Genomic DNA, 26,718 nt, shown 5'->3' with positions numbered 1-26,718 from the left:
GATTGCTGCGGGAATCAGAGATGGATCGGAGGGGGGGCCGGACGTGGTGCGCGGGGATCAGGCCGCGGGGCGTTCGCCCGGTGGCGCGGCGCGGGCGTGGTGTGGTCCGGCTTCCAGCACGCGGCCCCCTCCGCCACGACCGCGGTCGCGATCACGCCGTCGGCGACGCGCCACCGGCCCGAGACCACGGCGAACGGACCCGGGCGCCGCACCTCGGCCGTGACACTCCCGAAGAAGCCGTCGCCGTCCACCTGCAACGCCACTTCCGCCTCCAGGAAGCCGAGTTCGGTGTGGGCCAGCGGGTACCACGCCTTGAAGACCGCCTCCTTCACGCAGAACAGGACGCGCCCCCAGTGCACCCGCGGCCGGCCGCCGGCCAGCATCGCCACGTGGGCCCGCTCGGCGGGGCTCGCGACCATCTCCAGCACGTCCGGCGAGAGCGGGGCGTGCGGCTCGGCGTCGATGCCGAGCCCGGCCAGGTCCGCCCCCGGGCGGGCGACCACCGCCGCCCGGGAGCCCGCGCAGTGCGTCATCGAGCCCACGACGCCCGCCGGCCAGCAGCGCCACGTGGCCCCGCTCGGCGGGGCTCGCGACCATCTCCAGCACGTCCGGCGAGAGCGGGGCGTGCGGCTCGGCGTCGATGCCGAGCCCGGCCAGGTCCGCCCCCGGGCGGGCGACCACCGCCGCCCGGTAGCCCGCGCAGTGCGTCATCGAGCCCACGACGCCCGCCGGCCAGCGCGGTTCTCCGCGCGGTCCCGGCAGCACGGGCGCCGGCGGGAAGCCGAGGATCCGCAGCGCGCGCCGGGCGCACACCCGCACCCCGGCGAAGTCCCGCCGCCGTTTGTCCCCCGCGCCCGCCATGAGCCGCGCCTCAGCGGGCAGCAGCGCTCCCCACCAGTCCTCCTCCCCGTGCCCGAACACCTCCGCGGCCACCACCCGGGGCGGGAGCAGCGAGGCCATCAATCCCCCTGCCTCGCACGTCTCGTACGTCCTCATCGCCTCATTCCCTGATGACGCGGATCGCGGCGTCGGGAGTGAGCGGGATGCCCGCGACCTCCTCGGTCACCGGATGCTCCACCCGGAGCCGGGTGTTGACCTCCAGGAAGGAGATCGCGCCGTCCTGCCGCGGCCGCCGCCGCCGAGAACTCCGCGTTCCCGGAGAGGAAGCCGTAGCGGGGGTGGGCCGCGTCCGCGCGGACGTGCAGCGCGTCCCGGCCGGGCCCGGCGCGGACCGCCACGCTCACGATCGCGGCGTCCCGGCAGGTCCGGGACACGCGGACAGCCATGTCGCCACGGCCGGCGATCAGCACGTTGCGGACCGCGCCGAACCGCTCGCCCGCCGTGGGCACGCCCTCAGTCGATTCCGCGCAGGATGTGGGGCTCGTCGCCACTGTCCTCCTCCCCTGCCAACAGCGGCCACGGCGGTGCGGGCCGCTCCGTGGACTGGATCCCTCGTCCGGCGCGGGGCGAGTCGTCGCGGGGTGTACCGGCCATGTGCATCTCCTCCGACTCCACTTCCATGTCGCTTCCTTGTGGCTGCGTCGGCTCTCCCGGCTACCGCCGCCAGCTGACGGGGCGGTAGGACGCGTGGCGCTCCGGGCGGTCCCACATGGGGACGAGCGGGGCGGCGGGCCGGGTCTCGGTGGCGGTGGCGGTGGCGCGGGAGAGCAGTGCCACGGTCAGGGCCACGAGTTCGTCGTCGGACGGCAGGCCGCGTTCGACGCGGACCAGGGGGGCGGGTGCGGTGCGTTCGTCGGCTGGGGTCACCTGGATCAGCTCCGTTCGGGTGGGGCGGGTGGGGCGGTGGTGCCGTCGGTACAGATGGCGCAGGTGGTGCGTGGTCACTGGGGCGGGTTGCCGTGCTTGCGCGAGGGCAGGTCGGCGTGCTTGGTCCGCAGCATCCGCAGGGAACGGATCAGCACCTCACGGGTCTCGGCGGGGTCGATCACGTCGTCCACCAGGCCCCGCTCGGCCGCGTAGTAGGGGTGCATCAGCTCGGCCTTGTACTCCTTGACCATCCGGGCCCGCATCGCCTCGGGGTCCCCGGCCCCGGCGATCTGGCGCCGGAAGATGACGTTCGCCGCACCCTCGGCGCCCATCACCGCGATCTCGTTGGTGGGCCAGGCGTACGACAGGTCGGCGCCCACGGAACGGGAGTCCATGACGATGTAGGCGCCGCCGTACGCCTTGCGCAGGATGAGCTGGATGCGCGGGACGGTGGCGTTGCAGTAGGCGTACAGCAGTTTGGCGCCGTGCCGGATGATGCCGCCGTGTTCCTGGTCGACGCCCGGGAGGAACCCGGGGACGTCCAGGAGCGTCACGAGCGGGATGTTGAAGGCGTCGCACATCTGGACGAAGCGGGCGGCCTTCTCGGACGCGTTGATGTCGAGGACACCGGCCAGCGACTGGGGCTGGTTGGCCACGACGCCGACGGTCTGGCCGTCCAAGCGGGCCAGGGCGACGATGACGTTGCCGGCCCAGCGCTCGTGGATCTCCAGGTATTCGCCGTCGTCGACGAGCGACTCGATCACCGCACGCATGTCGTAGGGGCGGTTGCCGTCGGCGGGAACCAGGTCGAGGAGTTCCTCGCAGCGGCGGTCGGCCGGGTCGTCGGCCGCGGCGGCCGGGGGCCTCTCCCGGTTGTTCTGCGGCATCAGCGACAGCAGATACCGGACCTCGGCGAGGCAGGTCTCCTCATCGTCGTAGGCGAAGTGCGCCACGCCGGAGGTCTCGGCGTGTACGTCCGCGCCGCCGAGCCCGTTCTGGCTGATCTCCTCCCCCGTCACCGCCTTGACCACGTCCGGGCCGGTGATGAACATCTGGGACGTCTCGCGGACCATGAACACGAGGTCCGTCAGGGCCGGCGAGTAGGCCGCACCGCCCGCGCACGGGCCGAGCATCACGCTGATCTGCGGGATGACGCCCGACGCCTTGGTGTTGCGCTGGAAGATGCCGCCGTAGCCGGCGAGGGCGGTGACGCCCTCCTGAATGCGGGCGCCGGCGCCGTCGTTGAGCGACACCAGGGGCGCGCCGGCTGCGATGGCCATGTCCATGATCTTGTGGATCTTCTCGGCGTGGGCCTCGCCCAGGGCGCCGCCGAAGATGCGGAAGTCGTGCGCGTAGACGAAGACCGTACGGCCCTCGACCGTGCCCCAGCCGGTGATCACACCGTCGGTGTGCGGTTTCTTCGCCTCCAGCCCGAACCCGGTCGCCCGATGCCGGCGCAGTTGCTCGACCTCCTGGAAGGATCCGGGGTCCAGGAGCAGTTCGATCCGCTCCCGGGCGGTCAGCTTGCCCTTGTCGCGCTGCCGCCTGGTGGCGGCCGGGTCCGGGCCCTCGGCGATCTCACGCCTGAGGCTCGCCAGCTCTGCGACACCAGTGCGCATCAGATCCTCCCCCATCGTTTGCCTCCCGGGTGTTCGTCCCGCCCAAGGCCGTTGTCGTCAGCACAGGCTGTTGTCGTCATCGCGCGTCCACAGGCGAGCACTCCTGCGGCCTGCCCGCCACCACGGGCTCACCGCCCGCCACGGCCTCGGCGCGTACGAGGTCGAGGTCCTGCGGGACGCCCAGGGCGACTGCGCGTGCCTCGGGGCGGGCGCGCCGGAGCAGCCGGGTGAGCGGTCCCGCCGGTGCCAGCTCGATGTGCAGGGCGCCGGGGGCCCGGTGGGCGACCGTCCTCGCGCACAGGTCCCAGCGGACCGGTGAGGTGATCTGGGTGATCAGCCGGCGCCGCAGCTCCTCCGGGCCGGCGACCGGCGCGCCGTCGCCGTTGCCCAGCAGCGCCGAGGCCGGCTCGGTGATCCGGACGTCCTCGATCGCGCGGGCGAACTCCGCCACCGCCGGCGCCATGGCCTCGGTGTGGAAGGCGCCGGCGACGGCGAGGGGCGCGATCCGGGTGCCCGGCGGCGGCGCGTCGGCGAGGTTCTCGACCCGGTCGACCGGTCCCGCCGCCACGAACTGGTGGCTGCCATTGAAGTTGGCCACCGTCAGTCCCGCCGCAGCGACCGCGGCGACGATCTCCTCGTCCGAGGCGGGGCTCCGCCTGGACGGCATCACCGCGGCCATGCCGGTCGGCGCCACCGCGCACGCCGCCGACATGGCCACGCCGCGCACCCGGGCGAGGGCGACCGCGTCGCGGGGGCTGAGATAGCCCGCTCCCGCGGCGGCGGCCAGTTCGCCGACCGAGTGGCCCGCGAAGAGCACCTCGCCCGCGGCCGACGGCAGCCTGTCGTGCAGCAGTCGGTGGGCCAGCAGGGACGTTGCGACGATCAGGGGCTGTGCGCAGGCCGTGTCGGCCAGCAGCGCCTCGTCACGGCCGGCCTCGACCAGGTCGAAGCCCGCGGCCCGCGACCAGTCGTCGACGAGGGCGGGTGCCCCGGGGACGGCGGCCAGCCAGGGATCGAGCATCCCGGGTCGCTGGACTCCCTGTCCCGGGGCGGTCACGACATAGTGGTACACCACCGAATCCTCCGTTTCGGACATCGGACATCAGAACTCGGACATCAGAAATCTCAGCTCCCGCTGCCCGGGCCCTCGAACGAGTCGGCGGGGCGCAGCAGGGTGATGGCACGGTCGACTTCGAGGACGGTGCGGCCGTCCCCGGCCCGGGACACACCGGAGAACGTGGCCGTCTCCTCGTCCCGGTCGATCAACTCCACCGAGTGCACGAGCAGTTCACCGGCCTGCACCGCATCGGTCACCCGTACCCCGCGCGCCGACCCGAAGATCAGCAGCCGGCGGTCGTCCGGGGCGGACTCCCGCATCAGAAGCAGTCCGCACGCCTGGAGGAACGACTCCAGGGTGAGAGTGGCGGGGAACCGGCCCGGCCGGGCGCCGCCCAGATGGGCGTCCAGCTCGTGGTAGGTCACGGCCTTCGTGGCCTCGAGGGCGCCCGGCGTGTGCCGGACGATCCGGTCGACCTGGAGCGCCGGGTAGCCGTAGGGCAGCAGGTCGCCGGGGTCGGGAAGGAGCCCGGAAAGTGAGTCGGGCTGGATCTGGGCCTGGTCCCGGGCCGTCATGTCCGGCTCCTCCACGTCGCGGTGATGCGGGCGAGGCGCTCGCCGCCGCTGCTGCACGTCACCCTGGTGACCAGGCGCGTACGGTCGCCGCTGACCGCGGCCTCGAACATCACCGTGTCCCCTGCCAGCGCCGGCCGGCTGAACCGGACCGAGCCGATCTCCACCAGCTCGACCCCGCCGAGCGCTCCGTCGAGGTGCAGCTCGACCATCTGCTGGAGGCTCTCGATCATGAACACCCCCGGATACACCGTCAGGGACGGGAAGTGCCCGGCGAGATACGGGTCGTCGGCGACGATCGTCTTGCGGCCGATGAAGCCTCCGTCGACCGCCTCGACGTCGTCCACGGCCACCAGCGGCATCCGGCGCGCGTCGGCTCGTACAGGGAACGCCTCGGCACGGACGGCGGAAGCGTCGGCTCGCGCAGGCATCCCCTCCGCACGGACGGCGGACGCCTCGGCCGGTACGGGAAACGCCGTCGCGCTCATCAGACCCCCATGCCGACGCCGCCGCCGATCGGTATCGAGGCGCCGGTGATGAACCCGGCGTCCTCGGAGACGAGGAAGGAGACCAGTGCGGCCACCTCCTCGGGCCGTCCGGTGCGGCGCAGTGCCGTCTGCGACACGATCTCCTTGCGTCGGCGGTCCGACAGCTCGGCGATCATGTCGGTCTCGATCAGGCCCGGCAGTACGACGTTGGAGGTGACCCCGGCGCGCCCCAGTTCCCACGCGAGGGAGCGGGCGACGCCGATCAGGCCGCTCTTGGAGGCCGAGTAGTTGACCTGGCCGGGCGATCCCCACAGGGCGACGATGGAGGAGACGAAGACCATGCGGCCCCACTTGTTGGCCATCATGTCCGGCACGGTCTCGCGCGCCACGTTGATGGAGCCGGTGAGGTTGGTGTCGAGGACCTCCTGGACGCCCTCGTGTGTCTGGGTGAGCAGCAGGCCGTCGTTCATGATGCCGGCGCAGTTCACGACGATGTCGATCTCGCCGACGATCTCGCGGGCCTGCTCCACCGCCGTGCGCACCGACTCCGGGTCCCGCACGTCGCACTGGACGAAGGAGACGCCTTCGAGTTCGGGCCGGGTGGTGCGGGCGGTGCCGACCACGCGGTAGCCCTGCTTGTTCAGATCGCTCGCGATCGCCGCGCCGATGCCCCGGCTGGCTCCCGTGACGAACACCGATCGACTGGTCATCGTTGCGCCCCTTGTTCTTGGTGTTCTTGGTGTGCAGGCACGTACTGGAGTGCGCCGGAGCGCACGAGGTGTTGCGGTGCGCCGGAGCGCACGATCGAGTCGATCCGCTCGATGGCGGCACGCGTGGACCCTCCACCGCCGATCACGCCGACCCAGCCCGCCCGCCGCGCACCGGCGACGTTGTCGTCCAGGTCGTCGACGAGGACGTTGGACTCGGAGGGAAGGCCGGAGAGTGACTCGGCGTGGCGGAACATCCCCGTGTCGGGTTTGCGGGTCTCGAGGTCGCAGGAGAGCAGGACCTCGTCGAACAGCTCGTCCCAGTGCAGGAAGTCCGCGAAGTGGGCCTTCCAGTCGGCGGGAAGGTTGGAGATCACGCCCACGAAGGCGCCCGCCTGCCGCCATGTGCGCAGGGCGGCGAGCCACTCGGGGTCGACCCGGCGGTCGCTCCACCACTCGGGGCCGAGACCGGACAGGTCCGCGTCCACGCCGAACCGGGCGGACAGCTCCTGCTCGATCTCCGCCGCCCACTCCCGCTCCGAGAGGATCCCGGAGTCCAGTACGGCCATCCCGTCCGAACTGCCGTAACGGTCGGCGATGGCGCGCAGACACTGCCCGAGCTGTGCGGGGGTGAACGGCTTGCCCTCGCAGTAGGCGCGCAGTCCCTCCCGCAGCGGCGGGGTCATCACCCCGCGGAAGTCGGTCCAGATCGCGGTCCTCATCGCGCCTGCCCCTCGCCGGCGGGGGCCGGTGACAGCGCGAACGACATCCGGGTGACGACCAGGTCGTCCTGGACGCAGTTCACTTCGACCCACCGCTCGCCGTGGTGGGCCACGAGCCGGATCGGCGCGTCGAGTTCGGCGAAGTGCTCGAAGGTGGCGCGCACCGCGGTGACCACGTGCCCGGCGGGGTCCGGGGTGCCGGACAGCGCCAGCTGCCGGCCGGCCTCGATGAGCACCATCGCCGGATAGTGGTCGTAGTCGTGGTCGAAGAGGCTGGCGTTGGCGAAGTCCGGCGCCAGGTCCGCGACCAAGGTGCCCGTTTGGGACCGTACGCCGGCGATCGCCACGTTGGCGTCCTGCGTACGGCCCACGCTCTCCGGCGAGCTGAGGCCGGCCCGGGTGCCCGTGCCGGAGAGCAGCCCCGCGGTGGTCGGCGCGGCCGAGCCGCCCCGCTGGTAGGCCCGCAGCTCCGGATAGCGGCCCTTGGGCAGGCCCTGCACCGCCATCGACGTCACCACCACCGTCCGGCCGGAGCCGTCCGTGCCGCGCTGGTTGTACGTGATCTGCTTGGGCGAGCCGTCACCGCGCAACCGGAGTTCCTCGAACTCCGACCGGATCGTCAACTCATCCCGGATGCCGGCCAGTTGTTCGACGTCGGTGATCTCCATGTCGATCGAGTTGAAGAAGAACGCGATGTCGGGCGAGAGAGCCTCGAAGTCGTGCGCCGCGCTGAGCGCCGCCTGGCGGCAGGCCTCGATCAGCAGCAGGGCGTCCAGCCAATGCGTGGTGGGGTGGTCGCGGTAGTACGGGTTGAGGGCCGTGGTGACGGTCGTACCGCCGTAGCCGCCGTCCTCGGCCCGCCAGGGCGGCGAGACCAGAATCTCCTGCTCGTTGGCGCGGTGGACCAGCTCCCGGCGCACCCGGGTAGCGGCAGTCGGCACGCTCATGCCCGCTCCTTCATGGTGAGTACGGCCGCGGCCACCGCCCCGGAGTCGTCGATCCCGGTGATGAGCACGCCGGTGCCGGGCCGGCCGAGGGCCACCGAGGCGGCGAGCTGCATGGCGCCCAGGCCGCCGCCGCACTCGCCGACCGCGGCCCGCACGTCCACGCGCTCGGCGTCGAAGCCGTCGAAGCCGTCGAGAGCCGACGCCTCGGCGCTCTGCAGAGCCGTTCCGACATTCCCCGGCAGGACCAGGTCGATGCCGGTGCCCGCGGCCTCGGCGGCCGCCCGCGCCCGGTCGATAGCACGGCGCAGCGCCGCGCTGTAGCCGGCCTGGGTGCGCTCGGGGGCGAACATCACCTCGCAGGCCGTCACCGTGGCCACGGCCCGCGGTGCGTCCGCGCCCGCGGGTTCGAGGGCGACCAAGGCCGCGCCCTCGCCGATGAAGACGGACTCCTGCACCTCCTTCTTCAGCCGGATCGCCCACGCGGTGTGGGGCGACAACTCCTCGACACCGCCGACGAGCATCCGCCCGGCGTGACCGCAGCGGATCAGCCGGGCCGCGTAGCGCAGCGCGGACAGGGCACTGACGGTGCCGTTGGCGAGGGTGGAGTTCGGGCCGCGGAAGTGGTGCCAGATCGCGATCTGGCTGGCGCAGCAGTTCATCGTGGTGTTGGGGAAGACCGCCGGGTTGACGAGGTCGGTCCCCTTGCCTTCGATGATGTCGACGTCCAGGTCGACGCTGCTGCGCAGGCTGCCCACGGCCGTGCCCATGGCGATCCCGGTGGACTCCCAGGACGCCTCGTCGATCTCGGCCCGCTCGCCCAGCGACCGCTTGAGCAGGGTGGCGGCCGCGAGACCGAGCTTCGTGGTCCGGTCGAGGTTCTTCGTGCCCTTCCTCGGCACATAGTCGGTGATCTCGAAGTCCGGAACGGCCGCGACCCGGCCGGGCAGGCCCTCGTAGTGGGCGGTGTCCGGTGGGGGTCCCCCCGGCCGAGTCGGTTCGAGACCGGTGAAGGGTTCGCCGCCGGCGGCCGCGCCCGGCTCACGGAGCCGGGCGCGCAGGGCGTCCAGGCCGACTCCGGCCGCGGACAGCACCGACACATCGGAGATCTGGAGTTGTGCCGCTCCGCTCATCGCGGTCCCTCCCCCGCGCCGACGGGCTCGCCGTCGGCATAGGCGCCGAAAATGGTGATGGCGTTGTTGCCGCCGAAGGCGAAGCCGTGGTTCTGCGCGACCCGCACCGCGGCGGCCTTGGCACCCGTGCCGACGAAGTCGATGCCCTCGCCGAACGCCGGGTCGACGGTGCCCAGGTTGATGGTGGGCGGCAGGAAGGCGTCCTCGATCGCCTTGCAGCAGGCGATCGCGCCGAATCCGCTGGCCGCGCCCATCGTGTGGCCCAGCATCGACTTGATGGAGCTCATCGGCGGATGCTCGTCGCCGAACACCAGGCGCGTCGCCGTGACCTCGGTGATGTCGTTGGTCGGGGTGCCGGTGCCGTGCGCGCAGATGTAGTCGACGTCCTCGGCGACGATGCCCGAGTTGGCGTGCGCCCGCCGGATGCAGGTGGCGATGGACTCCGCGTCCGGGTGCACGATGTGGTGGGCGTCGCAGCTGAGCCCGTAGCCGAACAGCTCGGCGTAGACATGGGCGCCGCGCCGCCGGGCGTGTTCCAGTTCCTCCAGGACCAGCACCGCGCCGCCCTCGGCGGTGACGATGCCGGAGCGGTCCTGGTCGAACGGCCGGGGCACTCCGTCGGCCACCGCACCGAGGCTGAGGAACCCGGCATGGGTGAACCGGTTCACGCTGTCCGCGCCGCCGGCCACCATCACATCGGCCTCACCGGCGATGATCTTGTCGGCGGCGCTTCCGATGGCGTAGTTGGCGGCCGAGCACGCCGTGGGGATGACGACGGTCTCGCCGTACAGGCCCAGTTCCGTCGCCGCGGCGGCGGCGATGTTGCCGGCCGGGATCCTGCGGGCCACGTCGGCGGAGAGGGTGCTGGGGCCGCCGTCCAGCCACTGCTGGGTCAGGGTGTCGACGGAGGGCGCCTCACCGTTGGTGGTGCCGATGATCGCGCCCGCCGTCGCACGGGTCTCCTCGTCGAGGTCGAGCCCGGAGTCGTCCATCGCGAGCCGGGCCGCGGCGGCCGCGAAGTGGGCCGTACGTCCCCAGTCGTCGAGGTCGATGTTCCGGACGATCGAGGCGGGATCGAAGCCGTGCACCTCACCGGCCAGCCGGACCGGGAAGTCAGCGGCATCGAAGGATTCGATCTCGGAGACTCCGCTCAGGCCGGCCTTGATGCCCTCGGTGAACTCCTCGACGCCGGTCCCGATGCTGCTCACACATCCCAGGCCGGTCACCACGACCCTGCGTGCACGCCTCACAGGTCGCCGCCCTTGCCGTCGCGGATGTCGATGATGCGCTGCACAAGCAGGTCGACGGTGCGCAGATCGACTGCCTGCTCGCGGGGCACCCGTATCCCCAGCTGCTTGTTGACGCAGGCCAGGACCTGGATCAGGCCGAGGGAGTCGGCGCCGTAGAACTCGATCAGGTCGGCGCCGCCGTCGACCTCCTCCGGCTCGACGTCCAGCTCCAGCTCGTCGACGATGATGTCGAGGGTGGTCTCGCGGATGGTCTCGTCGGAAACGAAAGTAGTCGTCATTTTTCCTTCTCCTTCTGTGGGACGGGTCTTCTTTCCGGACGGGTGGGTCAGGCGACGGACTCCAGCACCAGGCAGGACCAGGTGTAGCCGCCGCCCGCGTTCACCACGACGGTGATGTCGCCGGGTTCCAGCGCGTGCTCGTCGCGGGTGTCCTCGATGTTCGCGCCGACATCGGCGACGCCCAGGTGGGCCGTCCGGTCGCCCCACCAGGCCAGCTTCTGTTCGCCGAAGAACGGGGCGAGCTGGGCCCGGTAGACGGTCTCGAAGATCTTGCCGCTGAGCCGGGGCACCGAGACGACGCGGATACGGCTCTCGCCGCCGTCGAGTCCGGCCTCCTCCAAGGCCTGGCGCACGCACCCCGTGAGGGCCTCACGGGAACGCCCCATGAACCCCTCCATGCCGAACTCGGTGAGGTACGCCTTCTTGGCCGCCTTCAGATCCACCCGGCCGCCGTCCCGCAGCGCGGGGCCGGGGGTCGCGGTGTATCCGGCCCGGTTCATGGCTTCGAGCTCGGGGGCCGCCTTGCTGGCGATCGAGAGGATGCGGAAGGCGTTGTGCGCGGCCGGCTCACGCGAGACCAGCATCGCGGTGCCCGCGTCGCCGTGCACGCAGCCGTAGTTGAGGTTCCAGCGGTCGATCTGCGGGAACTGCATGGCGTCGGCCGCCGTGACGGCGCCGGTCCGCAGGGCGCCGTCGGCCCGCATCGCCCGGACGGTGAGTTCGAGCGCCGCCATGGGCGCGTTGCAGCCCTGTGAGAGATTCATCGGGAGGGCGCCCAGGGCACCGGTCCGGTGGGCGACGTAGTGCGCCGCGCTCCAGATGTCGAAGCCCTGGTGCCACCATCCGCAGTGGATCAGCAGGTCCACGTCCGAGGCGTCCGTGCCGGTCGACTTGAGCGACTGGCGCAGAGCCTCCACGGCCAGGTCGGCGGCCGGCGCCTGCTCGTCGAAGACGGGCACGTCCGGGTTTCCGATGGTCTCGTCGAACTCGCGGACCAGCCCTTGCGCCAGGGCCTCGGCCACCGGGACGCGCGTGGTGGGATAGGACACGGCGCAGCCGTTGAGGTACAGGTCGCCGATGAACATGTCAGCCACTTCCTCGTGTTGGGGGATCCGGGTCCGCCGGGCGGGCATCCGGGGCGGAAGGGTCAGTCGCCGGTCTTCTGGGTGAGGGCCGCGCCGCCGAAGAGGAGGAGCAGCGCACCGACCACGAGGTAGACCGCGGTCACGGTGACGAACCCGAGGTTCATGTCGCCGCCCGCGGAGAAGCCGATGAACACCTGGCCGAGGACCGCGGTGCCGACGGCGACCGAGGTCTGCTGGGTGGTCGACATGATCCCGCTGCCCGCGCCGACCTGGTCCGGCGGCAGGGAGGTGAGGATCGTGCGGAAGACCGGCGGGATGAACAGCCCGTTGCCGACACCGATGAGGAACATCGCGACGACCAGCTCGTAGAAGTGCAGGTGCGGCCACCACGCCCTGGCGGCGACGATCAGCAGGGCCAGACCGACGACCAGGAAGCCGCCGCCGACGTTCACGGTGCGCATGCCGAACTTGGCCATGACCTTCGGCGCCCGCAGGGAGCCGAGGAAGGCGCCCACCGCCAGCGGGGCGACGGACAGACCCGACTCCATCGCGCTCATGCCGTTGCCCTGCTGCAACGCCAGCGGGACCGCGAAGGAGAACCCGCTGAAGACCAGGAAGCCGCTGCCGAGGACGAGCAGTCCGCGGTTGACCGGGCGCAGCCGGACCAGCGACGGCGGGATCAGCGGGGTGCGCCCCTGCTGCTCCAACCGGCGCTCATGGCGCCACAGTGCGGCCCCGGCGACGATGGCGAGAGCGATCAGCGCCCAGCACCACACCGCCCAGTGCACCTGCCGGCCGACGCTCAGCGGGATCAGCAGCGCGAGCACGCCGACGCCGAGGAGGACCGTGCCGCCGAGGTCCATGGGCTGGTCGCCGGCGGCTTTGGTGTCGGGCACATGGGACTTCGCGACGATCAGAGCGAGGATTCCCAGCGGAACGTTCACGAGGAAGATGGGCCGCCACTCCAGGCCGGCGATGTTCGCCCAGACGAGGACGCCGCCGAGCAGCTGGCCGACCGCGGCCGACAGGCCGCCGATCGCGCCGTACAGGCCGATGGCACGGGTCTTGGCCGACTCGGCCAGGGACGTCTGGATCGTGGAGAGCGCCTGCGGGAGCAGGAACGCGGCCGCTCCGCCCTGGAGCACCCGGGCGGCGGTCAGGAATCCGATGCTCGGTGCCAGCCCGCAGGCCAGCGAGGTCAGGGTGAACGCCAGGACGCCGATCTGCAACAGGCGCCGACGGCCGTAGCGGTCACCGAGTTTGCCGCCCAGCACCAGAAGGATGGCGTAGGCGATGACATAGCCGCTGACCACGAACTGCGACACCGAGGCGTCGGTGTGCAGGGTCGACTGGATCGACGGCAGGGCGACGTTGACGATCGACGCGTCGATCATCGTCAGTGCCGCGGCGACCAGGACGATGGTCAGTCCCAGCGTGCCCATGGTCGATTGCGTTGCGCGTGGGGAGGATTTCGACACCACGGTCGACATGGAGATTCCCTTTTTCTCTCTTCGGGGCCGACGGTTGGGGGGAACGGGCACTACAGGCGGTCCCCGCGGGCGGCGTCGAGATGTTCGCGCAGCCGCGGATTGATGGCGTAGCTCTCCTGCTTGCCGAGGTCGAACATCACCATTCGGCTGACGGCCTTGACGCTCACCTGCCGGGAGTTGTCCAGGATCCGGAAATTGAACTCGAAGCTGGACCGCCGGACATTCGAGGTCCATACCTCGACGTTGACCGGATCGAGCGAGTATCGGAGAGGACGCAGATATCCGATCTCATGGGCCGCGACGACCGCGGTCTCCCCGTCGAAGACGCCACTCGACATAAGCCATCTCATGCGGGCTTCTTCGATGATCCGTACGATCTCGCAGTTGTTGACGTGACCGTAGGAATCCATGTCGCCCCATCTGAGCGGGATCTCCACGGGCATCGATTTCGTGCTCATCGCCTCACCTCGTCTCGACGTGGCCGGCTCGGCTCAGCAGTAGGCCTGGTAGACGAACTGCCGCAGGCGATTGGTGATCGGCAGGGTGCGGGACGGGAACAGCTGCGGGGAGACCAGGGCGGCGACGCCCGAGGCGGGGTCGATGAAGCAGTTGGCGCTGCTCATCGAGAGCCAGAAGTACTCGCCCTGCCGCGTCAGCAGGTGGGTCTCGCGCGGCGACTCGACCGTCATGAAGCCCAGTCCGAAGCCGGCGCCGGGCATCAGTTCGTTGACGGCGGGCACCGCCCAGTTGCCGAATCCGGAGCCGAGCGTGATGTTCCCCGGCAGATGGTTGCCGCGGATCGACTCGACGGTCAGCGGCGACAGATAGAAGTCGGAGCCGCCGCCGATCCTGCCGTTGTCCGCCAGCATGCCGAGGAACCTCATGTAGTCGGCGACCGTGGTGTAGATGCCGCCGCCGCCCGACAGGAAGACCGGGTCCTCGGCGGCGTGGACGCTCGCCTGCGGGTTGTGCTCGATGCCGCCGTCGGCGGTGGGGCTGTAGAGCTCGGCGAAGCGGTCCTTCTTCTGCGGGTCCACGTGGAAACCGGAGTCCTTCAGGCCCAGCGGCTCGAAGAACGACTCGCGCATGAAGACATCGAGGCGCTTGCCGGAGACCACCTCGATGACCCGGCCCAGGACGTCGGTGCTCACCCCGTAGTTCCAGCCCGTGCCCGGCTGGAACCGCAGCGGGAAGGATGCCCACGCGTCGACGGCCTCGGTGAGAGAGGTGCCGGCCGGCGGCTCCACCGTGTAGCCCTGGTTGACGTACACGGTGTCCACGGGGTGCGACTGGTGGGCGCCGTAGCCCAGACCCGCGGTGTGGGTCAGCAGGTGCCACATCCGGATCGGCTCCAGCAGGCCCTCCGTCACAGGAGCCGCCGGGAGTCCGGTGCGGTAGACCCGCTGGTCACGGAAGGCCGGCAGATAGTCCGCCAGCGGGTCGTTCAGACCGACGAGGCCCTCCTCGACGAGCTTCATGAAGGCCACCGAGGTCATCGGCTTGCTCAGCGACCACGTGCGGAAGATGCTGTCCGCCGTCATCGGAATTCCCTCGGCCATGTTCGCCATTCCGCCGGACGATTCGTATATCGCCTCCCCGTGCTGCGAAACCATGGCCGAGTATCCGGGAATCTTTCCCTCGGCCGTAAGCCGACCGAAGTACTTCCCCAGACCATCCAGACGATCCGCCCTCAACTCCATGACTTTTTCTGCCCTTTCCGGGAATTGTGTCCTCGACCGCGAGCTCTACGTTACGAGGGGTCCGGCCCCGCCGGTTCGGATCTGCACCCTAGGGTGCACAGGAAATCTCGTTGATCATTCCTGCTAGCCTTCCGGACCGAACTCACTGCTCGGGGGGAGAACTTGGAGAACATGACCGAGACCCGTATCGCACTGATACTCATCGACCTGCAGCACTGGGTCCTGGGAATGCACCCGTGGGAACCGCGGACCGCGTCGGCGGTCGTCGACGCCTGTGCCCGGCTGCGGGAGGGCTTCACGGACGTGGTGCTGGTCCGTCACCTGCACGCCGACGGCTCCGACGGCGGGCCACAGGCCCCCGCCAACCAGTTGCACGAGCGGATCGCACCGGGGCCGGAGGACCTTCTGGTCGTCAAGCACGGCCTCGACGCGTTCGAGGGGACGGATCTGGACGCGCGGCTGGCCGCACTGCGCATCACCGACGTGGTGATCGCCGGTCTGTCGACGGCACACGGAGTCGCCGCCACGGCCCGGACGGCGCTGGTATCGGGCTACCGGGTCACCCTGGTCTCCGATGCCACCACCACGGTCTCGGCCGCTGAACAGGACCGGGTCCTCGGCCGGTTCGCCCGGGCGGGTGCCGCGGTGCGCACCACCGAGGAGGTCCTCGCCGGGCTCGTCACTGGTAGCTGACGGCCGTCGGCCGGACCACGTACACCACGCGGTCCCTGACGTCCGCAGGCAGCCGGCCGCCCAGCTCCCTGCCGTAGCGGTTGGCCAGTTCGACGAAGAACGCGCCGAAGGAGTCGTCGTCGATGCGCTCGACGACACCGCGGATCTCCAGACAGCGGTACGGCTGCTCCGGATCGTTGATGGAGACGGCGACCCGCGGATCGGCCGTCACGTTCCGGTACTTGAAGCGGGTCCTGGTGCTCGTGAAGCGCAGATGGATGCCGTCCCAGGAACACCACATCGGATTCACCTGCGGGCCGCCCCGGTTCGGCCGCATCGTCGCGAGATGGGCGAAGAGCGGCCGCTCCAGCAGGTCGCGGTGGCTTTCGGGTATGAGACTCATCAAGTGCCTTCGCCATCTTGCCCGTTCGGGCGTACTGCCCGTTCGGGCGTACGGTCGCCACGGTCCGTGTGAACCGGGTGGTCAGCGCGCCGGGCCGAACCAGGTCGTCAGCGCGTGGGGCAGCGTCACGTCGGTCGGGGCGGCCCAGGCCACGTAGCCGTCGGGGCGCACCAGCACCGCGTCCACGCCGTCCAGGCGCGCATCCACGTGCTTCGCCGGCACGAGGTCCACGCGGTGCGCCCAGCCCGCCGCGGTGGCGCGCAGCGCGGGGTCCTCCGCCAGGTCGAGCAGGACGCCCCGGCCAGAGTGCAGCAGCCGGGACACCCGGGTGTCGCCGTCGCCGGTCTTGAGGTCCGCGTCCGGCACGCGCGCCCCGGTCAGCGGGTGGGCGCCGTCGATCGGGTAGCGCACATCGAGCGCGCTGACCAGGTCGGTCAGCAGGCGGTTGACCTCCTCCACGCGGATCAGCTCGGCGAACAGCTCCCGCAGCGCGTCCACCGCGTGCCCGGGGCGGCTCAGCGCGACCTGGGCGTGGGTGTTCTGCAGGACGCGCGCGCCGACCGGGTGGCGCTCGGTCTGGTAGCTGTCCAGCAGTTCCTCGCCCGCGTGTCCGCCTACGACGGCCGCCAGCTTCCAGCCGAGGTTCACCGCGTCCTGCACACCGAGGTTCAGGCCCTGTCCCCCGGACGGGTTGTGGATGTGCGCGGCGTCCCCCGCCAGGAGGACCCGGCCCACCCGGTACCGGTCGGCCTGCCGGGCGGCGTCGCCGAACCGGGAGACCCAGATCGCGTCACGCATGCCGTGATCGGTGCCGGCGATCCGCCGGAAGGTCGCCTTGAACTCGTCGAAGGTCCCCGGGATGTCCGGGTCGGCCACCGTGTCGTACTCGATGGTCATCGCCCGGTACATCCCCGGCCCGTACTCCAGCACCCCGGCCTGACCGCCCGGGTGCCGGGCCAGCAGCCGCGGCTGGGCCGGAGGTTCGTCGAGGGTGACGTCGGCGACCATCGCGGTGAGCGTGGCCCGGGTGCCGGGGAAGTCCACGCCGAGCAGCCGGCGCACCGCGCTGCGGCTGCCGTCGCACCCGACCAGGTACCGCGCCCGCAGCGGCGCGTCGCCGGCCACCTCGATGTCGACGCCGTCGGCGTCCTGAGCGAGGCCGATGACCTCGGCGCCGTACCGGATCCGCACGCCCAGTTCGGCGGCGCGCTCGGCGAGCAGCCGTTCGGTGTGGGCCTGCGGTATGACCAGCATGTACGGGTGCCGGGTGGCCAAGGCGTCGAACTCGAGCGGCCGCAGCCCGGCGAAGTGCGTGGTGGGCGCCCGCTTGTGCCCCTCCAGGAAGCGCTCGGCGATGCCGCGCTGGTCGAGCACCTCCAGGGTTCGCGCGTGCATGCCGAGCGCCTTCGAATGCGGTACGCGCTCGGTGAGTCGTTCCAGAACCAGCACGTCCGCTCCGGCCAGCCGCAGCTCGCACGCCAGCATCAGTCCCACCGGGCCGCCGCCCGCGATGACCACGTCCGTCATGGCCCACCTCCCCAAACCTTCGTCGGTCCCATGGCGTCAAGGCTTCGGTGAATGCCTCGGACGGCCATGGTGAAGGCTTCGGGGCCCGGTGCACGGCCCATAAGCGGCGGACTGCAACCAAGGAACCACTGCGCAGAATTCGAGGGGTGCACCCTAGGGTGCAGATGCGTCACCCGGCGCCGGAAAGCCTCGTACGTTACGGCCGTGGCCGAGATAACCGACGCAATACTCACCTCCAAGGCGCAGCCTCTGGCCTTTCGTTACGCACGTCTTTCTCTGGCAGAGGCGCGCCCGACCGTTCAGATCGTCTTCCTTCTGCGGTACGCATCGGGCACCGCATTCAGCACGCGTCAACACGGGGCGCACCCACTGCAGTTGGCCGTCGGCGCCCTCGCCTGGTGGCTGGCCGTGGTCGCCGCCTACCTCATCAATGGCGTCATGGACGTCAAGGAGGACCGCGCCAATGGGTCCGTCCGGCCGATCGCGCGGGGGGATCTGCCGGAAAGGACGGCCGCTTTCATCACCGCGGGCGCGGCTGTGGGTTCGCTGCTTCTCTCCGAATTCGTGCCCGGACTCACGATCTGGACGGCGACATTCCTCTTGTTGGGCTGGATCTATTCGGCACCTCCCTTTCCCGCGAAGCGCTGGAGCAGTGCGTGCGCGGTGGTCGTGTTCGGTCTCGGCTGGGCCTCGTTCGCGGGCGGTGCCGCCACCGCCGACGGCGGGCTGAACACGGCCGGACTCGTCTTCGCCACCGTCATGAGCGGCTGGATGGCGCTGGTGGGATCGGTGGTCAAGGACCTCAGCGACGCCGACGGGGACGCCGTCGGCGGACGCCGCACCGTGGCGGTGCGCCATGGCGCCTGGCTGGCGCGCGCGCTCGGCGCGGCGGGTGCGCTGGCCGTCGGTGCGGGCGGACTCCTGGCGGCGCTGCGCTGGGCGCCGTCGACGCTGGCGGCGATGGTGGTGGTGGCCGTCGGAGCCGTCTGCGTGGTGGTGCAGATCGTGCGCACCGCCCGGACCGAGGGCGCGGACAAGCGGACGCGCCGCAGCGCCTACCGCGCCTTCATGCGCACTCAGTACACGGCGAACCTTGTCATGGTGGCGACGCTGGTGCTGCCCGCGACGATGCGATGAGGCCTGAAGCCGGGCCGGACGCACCGAAGCCCCGGCCAGAGCGCGGGAGATGACCCTCGCGCGCCCGGCCGGGGCTTCGGCCGCCTCGCACCCGGTGCCGCCCGCCACCCTCACGTGGCGGGCCGCACCCCGCACGCCATCGGCTCAGCGCCGCCCGTAGGCCTTGTTGATGGCGTCGATCCGGGACTCCGCCTGGAGCTTGGCGTAGATGTTGTTGAGGTGCCGCTTCACGGTCGCCGTCTCGATGCCGAGGTCACGGGCGATCTGACTGTTGGTCATGGCCCTCGCCACCCTCTCCAGCACCTGTCTCTCGCGCTGCGACAGCCCTGCACAGGCGGCCGACTGGAACGGGGTCTCGCCGCGGGCGTCGGAGCCGGACTCCTCCGCCGCCTCGTCGGGCAGCTGGGGCGCAGCGGCGTCGTACCCGACGGCGCCGGCGTAGAGACGGCTGCCGGAACTCGACCGGAACACCGTACTGATCAGCAGTAACGCGGAAGTGCGCCGGGCGGCCGCCTCGCAACTCACGGCACTGCGCACGGCGGGCTGCATCGCGCTCCACAGGATGTCCACGGCACGCACCGACTCCGCCACCGCGATCCCCTGCGTGGCCCGGTCGACGCCCACCAGATGCGAGTACCTGCGGGCTTCGGCGGGCGCCGAAGGCTGCTCACCCATCAACGCCGCGACGCAGTCCTCGACGATCGCCTGGGCCTGGTCGCGGCACTTCGCCCACACTTCCTTGCGCGTCGCCAGCGGGCTGCGGATCGCCCGCAGCGCGCTCTGATAGGAGCGGATGATGTCGGGAATCGCTGATCGAAGAAACTGCGCTGCAGCCGGATACGGCACGGGTCCCCCTGTCGAAATACCCCAACCGCAGTCGGGGCATTTTGCTCATGGCACCGCATTCCAGCGCATCGTCGGGCCGGAAGCGGCCACCCACAAAGGTAGCGCCGCACAGATCACCGTGACGGGATCTTGCGATCCACCTCACGAACGAAATGTGAATTCATGTACCACATTCGCACGAAATGCCCGCCCGCAGCATTGTTCAAGGCTGATTCAAAAAGGACAGCAGCGGGTGACCCAGCCGTCGGATCCTGGGGCCGGCCTTTGACGCTGTTGGCAGTGCACGCACACCCGGACGACGAGGCCACGGGAACAGGGGGCGTCCTGGGACGTTATGCGGCGGAGGGCATCCGCACGGTGCTCGTCATGTGCACCGACGGTAGCTGCGGTGACGGTCCGGGGGTGCCAACCGATTCCGGGCCCCACTGAGACCAGAGGCGAGACCGCCGACACCCGCGCGGCCCGTGGCCGGCGTCGCCGCCGCATCCACCAAAAGCAAAAGCCCCAGATCACGGCGAGTGAGTTCTGGGGCTTCCACAGAGCCGCCTTCGGGATTCGAACCCGAGACCTACGCATTACGAGTGCGTTGCTCTGGCCATCTGAGCTAAGGCGGCACGCCGTCCGCACCATGGTGCGATCAGCAACGGAGGAAAGTCTACACAGTTTCCGAGGGTGCTCCGTACCGGCCCCGGGGCCGGGGCCCTCGGGGCTGGTCGCAGGGGTTACGAGCAGCGTTTCCCGTCCGTCGGAGGGGTCCCGCCGAGCAGGTACCTGTTGATCGTGGAGTCGATGCAGGTGCTGCCACGGCCGTAGGCGGTGTGGCCGTCGCCCTCGTAGGTGAGGAGGCGGGCGGAGGAGAGCTGGGCGGACAGGCCCCGGGCCCAGCGGTAGGGCGTGGCCGGGTCGCGGGTGGTGCCGACCACGACGATCGGCGCCGCGCCCTTCGCCTCGATGCGGTGCGGCTCGCCCGTCGCACCGACCGGCCAGTACGCGCAGTTCAGGGAGGCCCAGGCCAGGCCCTCGCCGAAGACCGGCGACGCCTTCTCGAAGGCGGGGAGGTCTTTGCGCACCTCGTCCGGGGTGTCGAAGGCGGCCGGGAGGTCGAGGCAGTTCACGGCGGCGTTGGCGAACATCAGGTTCTCGTAGCGGCCGTCGGCGTCCCGCTCGTAGTAGCTGTCCGAGAGCGCCAGCAGGCCCGCGCCGTCGTTCTCCTTCATCGCCGAGGTGAGGGCCTCGCGCAACTGCGCCCAGGCACCCTCGTCGTACATCGCCGCGATCACGCCGGTGGTGGCGAGGGATTCGCCGAGCCTACGGCCGTCCGCGTCGCCGGTGGGGATCGGGCGGGCGTCCAGCTTCTCGAAGAAGACCTTCAGGTTCCGGCCGACCTGACCGGGCGTCGTGCCCTTGCCGCCCAGCGGGCAGTCCGACTGCTGCACACAGTCCTTCGCGAAGGACTGGAACGCCGTCTCGAAGCCCGCCGTCTGGTCGAGGTTCATCCGCCGCGCGGGCAACGACGGGTCCATCGCGCCGTCCAGGACGAGGCGGCCCGACCGCTCCGGGAAGAGGCCGGCGTACGTCGCCCCGAGGAACGTCCCGTACGACGCCCCCACATAGTTCAGCTTCGGGTCGCCGAGCGCCGCCCGCACGATGTCCATGTCCCGGGCCGCCTCGACCGTGGACACATGGCGCAGCAGCCGAGGCGAGTGGGCGCCGCAGCCCTCCGCGAACTCCTTGTACGCGTCGACGAGTTCGGTCGTCTCCCGTTCGTCGTCGGGCGTGGTGTCCGTCTGCGTGTACGCGTCCATGTCGCGCCCGCCGAGGCACTCGACGGGCTCACTGCGGGCGACGCCGCGCGGGTCGACCGCCACCATGTCGTAACGGGCGCGGACCTCTGCCGGGTAGCCGATCCCGGCATACGCCTGCAGGTACCCGATCGCCGAGCCGCCCGGCCCGCCGGGGTTGACCAGCAGCGACCCGAATCGCTTGCCCGGACCCGTGGCCTTCTTGCGGGAGACGGCGAGCCGGACATCACCGCCGTCCGGCTTCGCGTAGTCGAGCGGCGCCTTCAGCGTGGCGCACTCGAAACCGGGGACTCCGCAGGCACTCCAGCTCACCTTCTGTCCGTAGTACGGCGCGAGGGCGGCCGGCGTGGCCTGCGGGAGCGCGGCGAGCGCCGCCTGCGCCGCCGCGCTGCCGGAACCCGTCGCACCGCCAGGGGAGCAGGCGGAGACGAACAGCGCGGCCGTGGCGAGGAGAACACCACCGCTGCGGGCTCTGCGCGCCGGGGAGTGCCGGCCGGGCGGATCGGTCTGGTCTGCCGGGTTGAGGGGACGGAAGCTGCGCCTGATGTGCATCAACCGAGCGTAACTGTGCGCAGCGGACCGAATGCCCTCCGTGTATGTCATGGCTCGTACGAGTGACATGGTCAACTTCCCGCGGAATCTGTCAGGCGTGGGCGGGTGAAAGACTGTCGGGCAGGGACCGGGACGCACGGCCCTCTCCCGTCACCTCAGCCCGCTCTCAGCGCCATCGTCATCGCCTCCACCGCGAGCAGCGGCGCCACGTTGCGGTCGAGGGCGTCGCGGCACGCGGCGATCGCCTCGATGCGGCGGAGCGTGGACTCCGGGGAGCCGGCGCGGGCGAGCCGCTCCAGGGCGTCCTCCGCGTCGGCGTTGGAGATCGCCACACGGGAGCCGAGTTGCAGGGCGAGGACGTCGCGGTAGAAGCCGGTGAGGTCGGTCAGGGCGAGATCGAGGCTGTCGCGCTGCGTACGCGTCCGGCGTCGCTTCTGCCTGTCCTCCAGGTCCTTCATCACGCCCGCGGTGCCACGGGGCATCCGGCTGCCCTGGCCGCCTCCCATCGCGTTCCTGAGCTCCTCGGTCTCCTTGCCGTCCATTTCCTCGGCGAGCTGCTTGGCGTCGTCCGAGGCCGCGTCGACGAGTTCCTGGGCGGCCTTGAGGCAGCCGCCGACGTCCTCGACCCGCAGCGGCAGCTTCAGCACCGCGGCTCTGCGCGCGCGGGCCGCCGGGTCGGTGGCGAGGCGGCGGGCCTGGTCGACATGGCCCTGCGTGGCGCGCGCGGCGGCCATCGCGGCGGCCGGTTCGACGCCTTCCCGGCGTACCAGCATGTCGGCGACGGCGTCGACCGACGGCGTCGACAGGTTCAGGTGCCGGCAGCGGGAGCGGATGGTGGGCAGGACGTCCTCGATGGAAGGGGCGCACAGCAGCCAGACCGTGCGGGGAGCCGGCTCCTCCACCGCCTTGAGGACGGCGTTGGCCGACTTCTCGTTCAACCGCTCGGCGTCTTCCACGAGGATGACCTGCCAACGGCCGTTCGCCGGCGAGGTGAACGACTTACGGACGGTGTCCCGCATGTCGTCGACGAGGATCTGCGCTCCGACGGCGGCAATGGTCGAGACGTCGGCGTGGGTGCCGATCAAGGCCGTGTGGCAGCCGTCGCAGAAGCCGCAACCGGGGACGCCGCCGAGCGCCCGGTCCGGGCTGACGCACTGCAGGGCGGCGGCGAAGGCCCGCGCCGCCTGGTTCCGCCCCGCGCCGGGCGGTCCCGTGAACAGCCAGGCGTGCGTCATCTTCGACGCCTCGGGCGGCGGGACGTCGGCGGCGGCAGCGGTGACCAGGGCATCGGCATCCCGAGCAGCGGCACCGAGCTGCTCGCTCACCCTCTCCTGTCCGACCAGGTCGTCCCAGACGCTCATCCCTCACCCCGCCCCTCGTCACGTTTCGCGTTACGGATCCCATTGTGCGGGCCGGCACTGACAACGGGGGCGAAGCGGCCCGCGCACCACGGCCACGCACTCACCTCGCGAGCGCGGGCGGGCGGGCAGGCGGGCGGGCGGGGCGGGCAGTTCCACCCGCCGACACGCCCCCGACCGGCCGGCCGCCCGACCGGACAGACAGCCAGCCAGCCAGCCAGCCAGCCAGCCAGCCAGCCAAGCGGACCACCAGCCACCGCCATCAGCCATCAGCCACCAGCCATCGGCCATCGGCCATCGGCCATCGGCCATCGAGCTCAGTCTCGCCGACCGCGCCCGCGCCTCCTCCGCCCGTCGTCGATCCCTTCGTCCCCGCGCGGCCCCAGCAGCTCGTCCGCCAACGTCGGCAGATCGTCCAGCGGCGTCTCCTCGGCCCAGTCCGACCGCGCCCGGCGCCGCGGCACGCCCGACTCGTCGACCTGCGGCATCTCACGCGTCCGGTCCTCGGTCCCGTCCGGCTGCGCCCCAGAGCCGGCCCCAGCCCCAGGCCCAGCCCCGGCCCGATCCTCCCGGAAGTATCCCGGCGGCACCCGATCCCCGGGCCCCTCGTCCCGCACGGGAGGCAGTACGGCCGTCTCATCCGCCGCACCGGCCGGCGGCACCGGCGGCAGTACGGCCGTCTCGTCCGCCGCCCCCGGCGGAACCGGCGGCTGCGGCAGCTCGGCGGTCACCTCGGCATCGGGCCCGTTGGAGGCCTCCCCGGAAGGCCGCCCCTCGGCCCGCTCGTCCCGTACGGGACGCAGCACCGTGGTCTCGTCGTCCGCGGCCCTCGGCGCCACCGCCGGCAGTACGGCCGTCTCGTCCACGGGCCCACCCGACGCGTTCGTCGGCGTCACCATGGGCGTCGCCACGGTCGCCGCGTCCGGCGCGGGTCCGGGGGCCGTCGGCCGAGTCCCCGTCGACTTGGGTCCCGCCTCCGCCGCGGCCGCCGCCTGCTCGGCCAGCCGACGGGCCTCCTCGGCCCGCAGCAACGCCTCCTCGGCCTTCCGCTGCTTCTCCAGGCGCCGTGCCTCGGCCTCGGCACGCAGTCGGGCCTCCTCCTCGGCCTGCCTGCGCCGCCGGTCCTCGTCGGCCTTCCGGCGGGCCTCTGCCTCGGCCCGCACCTTCTCCTCGGCGAGCAGGCGTGCCCGCTCCTCCTCGGCACGTCGGTGCGCTTCCTCGGCCCGTACCCGGGCCTCCTCCGCCTGCCGTTCGGCCTCGCGCCGCTGCGCCTCCTCCAGCTCGCGCCGCTTGCGTTCCTCCTCCTCGGCGCGCAGCCGTTCGAGCTGCTCCTGGCGCTCGCGCTCCAGACGCTCCTCCTCGGCCTTGCGGGCGGCCTCTTCCTCCGCCTTGCGCCGGGCCTCTTCCTCGGCCTTCCGGCGGGCCTCTTCCTGGGCCTGGATCTCGGCCTCGGACAGCGGCAGCATCTGGTCGAGCCGGTGTCGTACGACGGTCGTGACGGCCTCGGGCTCCTGGCCCGCGTCCACGACCAGGTAGCGCCCCGGGTCGGCCGCGGCCAGCGTCAGGAAACCGGACCGCACGCGCGCGTGGAACTCGGCCGGCTCCGACTCCAGCCGGTCCGGCGCCTCGGTGAACCGCTCGCGTGCGATCTCCGGCGAGACGTCCAGCAGCACCGTCAGGTGAGGCACGAGCCCGTCCGTCGCCCAGCGGTTGATACGGGCGATCTCGGTCGGGGACAGGTCACGACCGGCCCCCTGGTAGGCCACCGAGGAGTCGATGTACCGGTCGGAGACGACCACCGCGCCGCGCTCCAGCGCGGGTCGCACCACCGTGTCGACGTGCTCCGCGCGGTCCGCCGCGTACAGCAGCGCCTCCGCCCGGTGCGACAGTCCGGCGCTGGACACGTCCAGGAGGATCGACCGCAGCCGCTTGCCCACCGGAGTGGCCCCCGGCTCGCGCGTCACCACGACCTCGTGGCCCTTGGCCCTGATCCACTCCGCGAGCGCTTCGGCCTGCGTGGACTTCCCGGCCCCGTCGCCGCCCTCCAGCGCGATGAAGAAACCGGTGCCGGCGGGTGCCGTCACGGGGTCGTCGCCACCGAGCAGCGCGTCCCGCAGGTCGTGCCTCAGCGGTACACCGGAGCGGTCGTCGATCTTGGCCAGCACCAGCGCGGCCACCGGCAGCAGCAGCGCGCCGATCAGCATCAGCGTGAAGGCCGCGCCGCCGTGCGCGAACACGAACTTGCCGTTCTCCAGGCGGTGCGGGCCGATCGCCGCCGCCACCAGGGGCGCCACCAGCGCGCCCAGGGCCACGGACACCCGCACGACCGCGTGCAGGTGCTCGGTCATACGCGCCCGCCGGTACTCCTCCGCCTCCAGGTCGAGCAGCGTGTGCCCGGTGTTGGCGGCCACGCCCGCGCCCGCGCCGGCCAGCACCAGGATCAGCACCACGCTGGTGACGTCCGGGACGAGCCCGGCGGCCAGCAGGGCGACGCCGGTGAAGGCGAGCCCGAGCGCCAGCAGGCGGCGCCGCGACAGCGTCGGCAGCAGCGAAGGCGCCGTACGGATGCCGACGACCACGCCGCCGGTCAGCGCGCCGACCAGCAGTCCGTACATCACCGGGCCGCCGCCCAGGTCCTTGGCGTGCAGCACGGAGACGGCGACCGCGGAGGCCACCGCCCCGGCGATCGCCGCGCAGGCGAGCACCAGCAGAGGGATCGCCCCGGTGCGGCCCTTGTCGACGCCGGTGCCCGTCTTGGGCCGGCGCAGCCCTTCCAGCGGCGAACGCGCGCGTGGGGTGCGGGTGTCGGGCAGTTCCAGGAAGGTCAGCAGGGACAGGGACGCGGCGAACAGTCCGGCCGCGACGTACGAGGCGAGGGCCGCCTGGTGCTGGGCGAACCAGGCGATGCCCGAGCCGAGCAGGTTGTTGAGCAGACTCGCGACGACGAGTACGGCGGCCGCGAGCGGGATGGCCACGAAGGTCGTCCGCAGCGACAGACGACGCAGGGCGTCCATGTGGTCCGGCAGCGGTCGTACCGTCGCGCCCTCCGGGGGCGGGGCGGGCAGCAGCGCGGGCGCCGCGCTCTCCCGGCACACCGTCCAGAAGCGCTCGGCGACGCCGGTCACGAAGGCGGTGACGAGGAGGATGGCCAGCGCGTCGTCGGGCGTCCAGTCGATCCACAGGGGCGCCACGATGAGCACCGCGGCCCGCAGCCCGTCCGCGCCGACCATGGTCCAGCGGCGGTCGAGCGGGCCGTCCTGAGAGGTGAGCGAGGTCAGCGGGCCGAGGAGAACGGCTCCGAAGAGCAGGGTCGCGAGAACGCGCACCCCGAAAACGGTCGCCACTGCGAACGCCACGCCCCGGTAGCCGCCGCCGAAGGAGCCCTCGGCGATGGCCGCCTGGAGGGCGAGGACGACCAGCACCAAAAGCGCGAGGGTGTCACCGACACCGCCCACGAGTTGTGCGCTCCACAGCCGTTTCAGCTGCGGTCGGCGCAGCAGGGCGCGGACGGCGCGCTCGCGGGAGTCCGCGACCAGGGCGTCGTCGGGGGCCGGGTGAGGGGCCGTTGGCTGCTCCGCTGGGGTCATGCATTCAGCCTATCGGGACCCA

The 26,718-nt window shown here is 71.6% G+C and carries 25 protein-coding genes, 1 tRNA gene and 4 pseudogenes; 3 read left to right on the top strand and 27 right to left on the bottom strand.

Annotation, left to right across the window (positions count from 1 at the left end; translation table 11 throughout):
* Window positions 1–14 precede the first annotated feature (14 nt).
* From ACWBNA_RS01655 to ACWBNA_RS01560, 20 genes and pseudogenes are all read right to left on the bottom strand, one after another.
* A complete protein-coding gene (locus ACWBNA_RS01655; protein WP_482701495.1) occupies window positions 15–533 on the bottom strand; it encodes a 4'-phosphopantetheinyl transferase family protein in 519 nt (172 codons plus the stop codon).
* A 199-nt stretch (window positions 534–732) separates the two neighbouring features.
* Window positions 733–861: pseudogene (locus ACWBNA_RS01650) on the bottom strand (4'-phosphopantetheinyl transferase); the annotation flags it as partial.
* Window positions 862–1,036: 175 nt separating this feature from the next.
* A pseudogene (locus ACWBNA_RS01645) lies at window positions 1,037–1,120 on the bottom strand (ATP-binding protein); the annotation flags it as partial.
* Window positions 1,121–1,205: 85 nt separating this feature from the next.
* Window positions 1,206–1,310, bottom strand: a pseudogene (locus ACWBNA_RS01640) (hypothetical protein); the annotation flags it as partial.
* A 43-nt stretch (window positions 1,311–1,353) separates the two neighbouring features.
* On the bottom strand, window positions 1,354–1,521 hold the full coding sequence (locus ACWBNA_RS01635) for a hypothetical protein (RefSeq protein ID WP_482701493.1): 168 nt from the start codon (window positions 1,519–1,521) through the stop codon (window positions 1,354–1,356).
* A 33-nt stretch (window positions 1,522–1,554) separates the two neighbouring features.
* The gene (locus tag ACWBNA_RS01630; protein ID WP_482701491.1) at window positions 1,555–1,845 is read right to left on the bottom strand and encodes an acyl-CoA carboxylase subunit epsilon; all 291 of its coding nucleotides are present in this window, start codon (window positions 1,843–1,845) and stop codon (window positions 1,555–1,557) included.
* Complete coding sequence (locus ACWBNA_RS01625; RefSeq protein WP_482701489.1) at window positions 1,842–3,386, bottom strand: acyl-CoA carboxylase subunit beta; 1,545 nt, start codon at window positions 3,384–3,386, stop codon at window positions 1,842–1,844. The genes ACWBNA_RS01630 and ACWBNA_RS01625 overlap by 4 nt, the downstream gene beginning before the upstream one ends.
* A gap of 76 nt (window positions 3,387–3,462) precedes the next feature.
* Window positions 3,463–4,458 carry an ACP S-malonyltransferase gene (locus ACWBNA_RS01620; protein WP_482701487.1) on the bottom strand — a complete coding sequence of 332 codons (996 nt, stop codon included), beginning with the start codon at window positions 4,456–4,458 and terminating at the stop codon, window positions 3,463–3,465.
* A gap of 53 nt (window positions 4,459–4,511) precedes the next feature.
* Window positions 4,512–5,018, bottom strand: a complete 507-nt coding sequence (locus ACWBNA_RS01615; RefSeq protein ID WP_482701485.1) for a 3-hydroxyacyl-ACP dehydratase FabZ family protein — start codon at window positions 5,016–5,018, stop codon at window positions 4,512–4,514.
* Window positions 5,015–5,503, bottom strand: a complete 489-nt coding sequence (locus ACWBNA_RS01610) for an ApeI family dehydratase (RefSeq protein ID WP_482701483.1) — start codon at window positions 5,501–5,503, stop codon at window positions 5,015–5,017. Before ACWBNA_RS01610 ends, ACWBNA_RS01615 begins: the two co-directional genes overlap by 4 nt.
* Window positions 5,503–6,213 (bottom strand): SDR family oxidoreductase, encoded by a 711-nt coding sequence (locus ACWBNA_RS01605; RefSeq protein WP_482701481.1) that lies wholly within the window; start codon window positions 6,211–6,213, stop codon window positions 5,503–5,505. Before ACWBNA_RS01605 ends, ACWBNA_RS01610 begins: the two co-directional genes overlap by 1 nt.
* A complete protein-coding gene (locus tag ACWBNA_RS01600; RefSeq protein ID WP_482701479.1) occupies window positions 6,210–6,932 on the bottom strand; it encodes an HAD family hydrolase in 723 nt (240 codons plus the stop codon). The genes ACWBNA_RS01605 and ACWBNA_RS01600 overlap by 4 nt, the downstream gene beginning before the upstream one ends.
* The gene (locus ACWBNA_RS01595; RefSeq protein WP_482701478.1) at window positions 6,929–7,879 is read right to left on the bottom strand and encodes an AfsA-related hotdog domain-containing protein; all 951 of its coding nucleotides are present in this window, start codon (window positions 7,877–7,879) and stop codon (window positions 6,929–6,931) included. The genes ACWBNA_RS01600 and ACWBNA_RS01595 overlap by 4 nt, the downstream gene beginning before the upstream one ends.
* Window positions 7,876–9,009: a beta-ketoacyl synthase N-terminal-like domain-containing protein gene (locus ACWBNA_RS01590; protein WP_482701475.1), complete on the bottom strand. Its 1,134-nt coding sequence runs from the start codon at window positions 9,007–9,009 to the stop codon at window positions 7,876–7,878. The genes ACWBNA_RS01595 and ACWBNA_RS01590 overlap by 4 nt, the downstream gene beginning before the upstream one ends.
* The gene (locus tag ACWBNA_RS01585; protein WP_482701693.1) at window positions 9,006–10,235 is read right to left on the bottom strand and encodes a beta-ketoacyl-[acyl-carrier-protein] synthase family protein; all 1,230 of its coding nucleotides are present in this window, start codon (window positions 10,233–10,235) and stop codon (window positions 9,006–9,008) included. The genes ACWBNA_RS01590 and ACWBNA_RS01585 overlap by 4 nt, the downstream gene beginning before the upstream one ends.
* 20 nt (window positions 10,236–10,255) lie before the next feature.
* Entirely contained in the window at window positions 10,256–10,537 is a 282-nt protein-coding gene (locus ACWBNA_RS01580; protein ID WP_482701473.1) for an acyl carrier protein, read from the bottom strand.
* A 47-nt stretch (window positions 10,538–10,584) separates the two neighbouring features.
* Window positions 10,585–11,622: a ketoacyl-ACP synthase III family protein gene (locus tag ACWBNA_RS01575; protein WP_482701471.1), complete on the bottom strand. Its 1,038-nt coding sequence runs from the start codon at window positions 11,620–11,622 to the stop codon at window positions 10,585–10,587.
* Window positions 11,623–11,684: 62 nt separating this feature from the next.
* Entirely contained in the window at window positions 11,685–13,064 is a 1,380-nt protein-coding gene (locus tag ACWBNA_RS01570) for an MFS transporter (protein ID WP_482701469.1), read from the bottom strand.
* 98 nt (window positions 13,065–13,162) lie between these two features.
* The gene (locus ACWBNA_RS01565; protein WP_482701467.1) at window positions 13,163–13,570 is read right to left on the bottom strand and encodes an acyl-CoA thioesterase; all 408 of its coding nucleotides are present in this window, start codon (window positions 13,568–13,570) and stop codon (window positions 13,163–13,165) included.
* A 33-nt stretch (window positions 13,571–13,603) separates the two neighbouring features.
* The gene (locus ACWBNA_RS01560) at window positions 13,604–14,812 is read right to left on the bottom strand and encodes a serine hydrolase domain-containing protein (RefSeq protein WP_482701465.1); all 1,209 of its coding nucleotides are present in this window, start codon (window positions 14,810–14,812) and stop codon (window positions 13,604–13,606) included.
* 171 nt (window positions 14,813–14,983) lie between these two features.
* Between ACWBNA_RS01560 and ACWBNA_RS01555 the strand changes: the two genes are divergently transcribed.
* Complete coding sequence (locus tag ACWBNA_RS01555) at window positions 14,984–15,505, top strand: cysteine hydrolase family protein (RefSeq protein WP_482701463.1); 522 nt, start codon at window positions 14,984–14,986, stop codon at window positions 15,503–15,505.
* Here ACWBNA_RS01555 and ACWBNA_RS01550 read toward each other — a convergent pair.
* Window positions 15,492–15,887, bottom strand: a complete 396-nt coding sequence (locus tag ACWBNA_RS01550) for a PPOX class F420-dependent oxidoreductase (RefSeq protein ID WP_482701461.1) — start codon at window positions 15,885–15,887, stop codon at window positions 15,492–15,494. The genes ACWBNA_RS01555 and ACWBNA_RS01550 overlap by 14 nt on opposite strands.
* An 81-nt stretch (window positions 15,888–15,968) precedes the next feature.
* Window positions 15,969–17,414 carry an FAD-dependent monooxygenase gene (locus ACWBNA_RS01545; RefSeq protein ID WP_482701459.1) on the bottom strand — a complete coding sequence of 482 codons (1,446 nt, stop codon included), beginning with the start codon at window positions 17,412–17,414 and terminating at the stop codon, window positions 15,969–15,971.
* 204 nt (window positions 17,415–17,618) lie between these two features.
* Between ACWBNA_RS01545 and ACWBNA_RS01540 the strand changes: the two genes are divergently transcribed.
* On the top strand, window positions 17,619–18,551 hold the full coding sequence (locus ACWBNA_RS01540; protein WP_482701457.1) for a UbiA family prenyltransferase: 933 nt from the start codon (window positions 17,619–17,621) through the stop codon (window positions 18,549–18,551).
* Window positions 18,552–18,695: 144 nt separating this feature from the next.
* Here the strand turns inward: ACWBNA_RS01540 and ACWBNA_RS01535 are convergent, their stop codons facing one another.
* Window positions 18,696–19,397, bottom strand: a complete 702-nt coding sequence (locus tag ACWBNA_RS01535; RefSeq protein WP_482701455.1) for a helix-turn-helix transcriptional regulator — start codon at window positions 19,395–19,397, stop codon at window positions 18,696–18,698.
* A 198-nt stretch (window positions 19,398–19,595) separates the two neighbouring features.
* On the opposite strand from ACWBNA_RS01535, the pseudogene ACWBNA_RS01530 reads away from it, so the two are divergent.
* Window positions 19,596–19,817, top strand: a pseudogene (locus ACWBNA_RS01530) (PIG-L deacetylase family protein); the annotation flags it as partial.
* A gap of 120 nt (window positions 19,818–19,937) precedes the next feature.
* On the opposite strand, the gene ACWBNA_RS01525 reads toward ACWBNA_RS01530, so the two are convergent.
* From ACWBNA_RS01525 to tmk, 4 genes are all read right to left on the bottom strand, one after another.
* A tRNA-Thr gene (locus ACWBNA_RS01525) sits at window positions 19,938–20,011 on the bottom strand.
* Between the two features lie 108 nt (window positions 20,012–20,119).
* Window positions 20,120–21,751, bottom strand: a complete 1,632-nt coding sequence (locus tag ACWBNA_RS01520) for an alpha/beta hydrolase (RefSeq protein WP_482701453.1) — start codon at window positions 21,749–21,751, stop codon at window positions 20,120–20,122.
* A gap of 155 nt (window positions 21,752–21,906) precedes the next feature.
* Window positions 21,907–23,112 (bottom strand): DNA polymerase III subunit delta', encoded by a 1,206-nt coding sequence (locus tag ACWBNA_RS01515; RefSeq protein WP_482701451.1) that lies wholly within the window; start codon window positions 23,110–23,112, stop codon window positions 21,907–21,909.
* 314 nt (window positions 23,113–23,426) lie between these two features.
* Window positions 23,427–26,696, bottom strand: coding sequence for a dTMP kinase (gene tmk / locus ACWBNA_RS01510; protein ID WP_482701449.1), 3,270 nt, complete (start codon window positions 26,694–26,696; stop codon window positions 23,427–23,429).
* Window positions 26,697–26,718: the final 22 nt, after the last annotated feature.

It is taken from the genome of Streptomyces sp. Q2 (assembly GCF_056820935.1).
This window is presented reverse-complemented; position numbering and strand designations above follow the sequence as displayed.

Coding starts and splice junctions, on each gene's coding strand:
- ACWBNA_RS01655 (WP_482701495.1), bottom strand. CDS start 533: ATGACGCACTGCGCGGGCTCCCGGGCGGCGGTGGTCGCCCGCCCGGGG.
- ACWBNA_RS01635 (WP_482701493.1), bottom strand. CDS start 1,521: ATGGAAGTGGAGTCGGAGGAGATGCACATGGCCGGTACACCCCGCGAC.
- ACWBNA_RS01625 (WP_482701489.1), bottom strand. CDS start 3,386: ATGCGCACTGGTGTCGCAGAGCTGGCGAGCCTCAGGCGTGAGATCGCC.
- ACWBNA_RS01615 (WP_482701485.1), bottom strand. CDS start 5,018: ATGACGGCCCGGGACCAGGCCCAGATCCAGCCCGACTCACTTTCCGGG.
- ACWBNA_RS01610 (WP_482701483.1), bottom strand. CDS start 5,503: ATGAGCGCGACGGCGTTTCCCGTACCGGCCGAGGCGTCCGCCGTCCGT.
- ACWBNA_RS01605 (WP_482701481.1), bottom strand. CDS start 6,213: ATGACCAGTCGATCGGTGTTCGTCACGGGAGCCAGCCGGGGCATCGGC.
- ACWBNA_RS01600 (WP_482701479.1), bottom strand. CDS start 6,932: ATGAGGACCGCGATCTGGACCGACTTCCGCGGGGTGATGACCCCGCCG.
- ACWBNA_RS01595 (WP_482701478.1), bottom strand. CDS start 7,879: ATGAGCGTGCCGACTGCCGCTACCCGGGTGCGCCGGGAGCTGGTCCAC.
- ACWBNA_RS01590 (WP_482701475.1), bottom strand. CDS start 9,009: ATGAGCGGAGCGGCACAACTCCAGATCTCCGATGTGTCGGTGCTGTCC.
- ACWBNA_RS01580 (WP_482701473.1), bottom strand. CDS start 10,537: ATGACGACTACTTTCGTTTCCGACGAGACCATCCGCGAGACCACCCTC.
- ACWBNA_RS01575 (WP_482701471.1), bottom strand. CDS start 11,622: ATGTTCATCGGCGACCTGTACCTCAACGGCTGCGCCGTGTCCTATCCC.
- ACWBNA_RS01570 (WP_482701469.1), bottom strand. CDS start 13,064: ATGGGCACGCTGGGACTGACCATCGTCCTGGTCGCCGCGGCACTGACG.
- ACWBNA_RS01565 (WP_482701467.1), bottom strand. CDS start 13,570: ATGAGCACGAAATCGATGCCCGTGGAGATCCCGCTCAGATGGGGCGAC.
- ACWBNA_RS01560 (WP_482701465.1), bottom strand. CDS start 14,812: ATGGAGTTGAGGGCGGATCGTCTGGATGGTCTGGGGAAGTACTTCGGT.
- ACWBNA_RS01555 (WP_482701463.1), top strand. CDS start 14,984: ATGACCGAGACCCGTATCGCACTGATACTCATCGACCTGCAGCACTGG.
- ACWBNA_RS01550 (WP_482701461.1), bottom strand. CDS start 15,887: ATGAGTCTCATACCCGAAAGCCACCGCGACCTGCTGGAGCGGCCGCTC.
- ACWBNA_RS01545 (WP_482701459.1), bottom strand. CDS start 17,414: ATGACGGACGTGGTCATCGCGGGCGGCGGCCCGGTGGGACTGATGCTG.
- ACWBNA_RS01520 (WP_482701453.1), bottom strand. CDS start 21,751: ATGCACATCAGGCGCAGCTTCCGTCCCCTCAACCCGGCAGACCAGACC.
- ACWBNA_RS01515 (WP_482701451.1), bottom strand. CDS start 23,112: ATGAGCGTCTGGGACGACCTGGTCGGACAGGAGAGGGTGAGCGAGCAG.
- tmk (WP_482701449.1), bottom strand. CDS start 26,696: ATGACCCCAGCGGAGCAGCCAACGGCCCCTCACCCGGCCCCCGACGAC.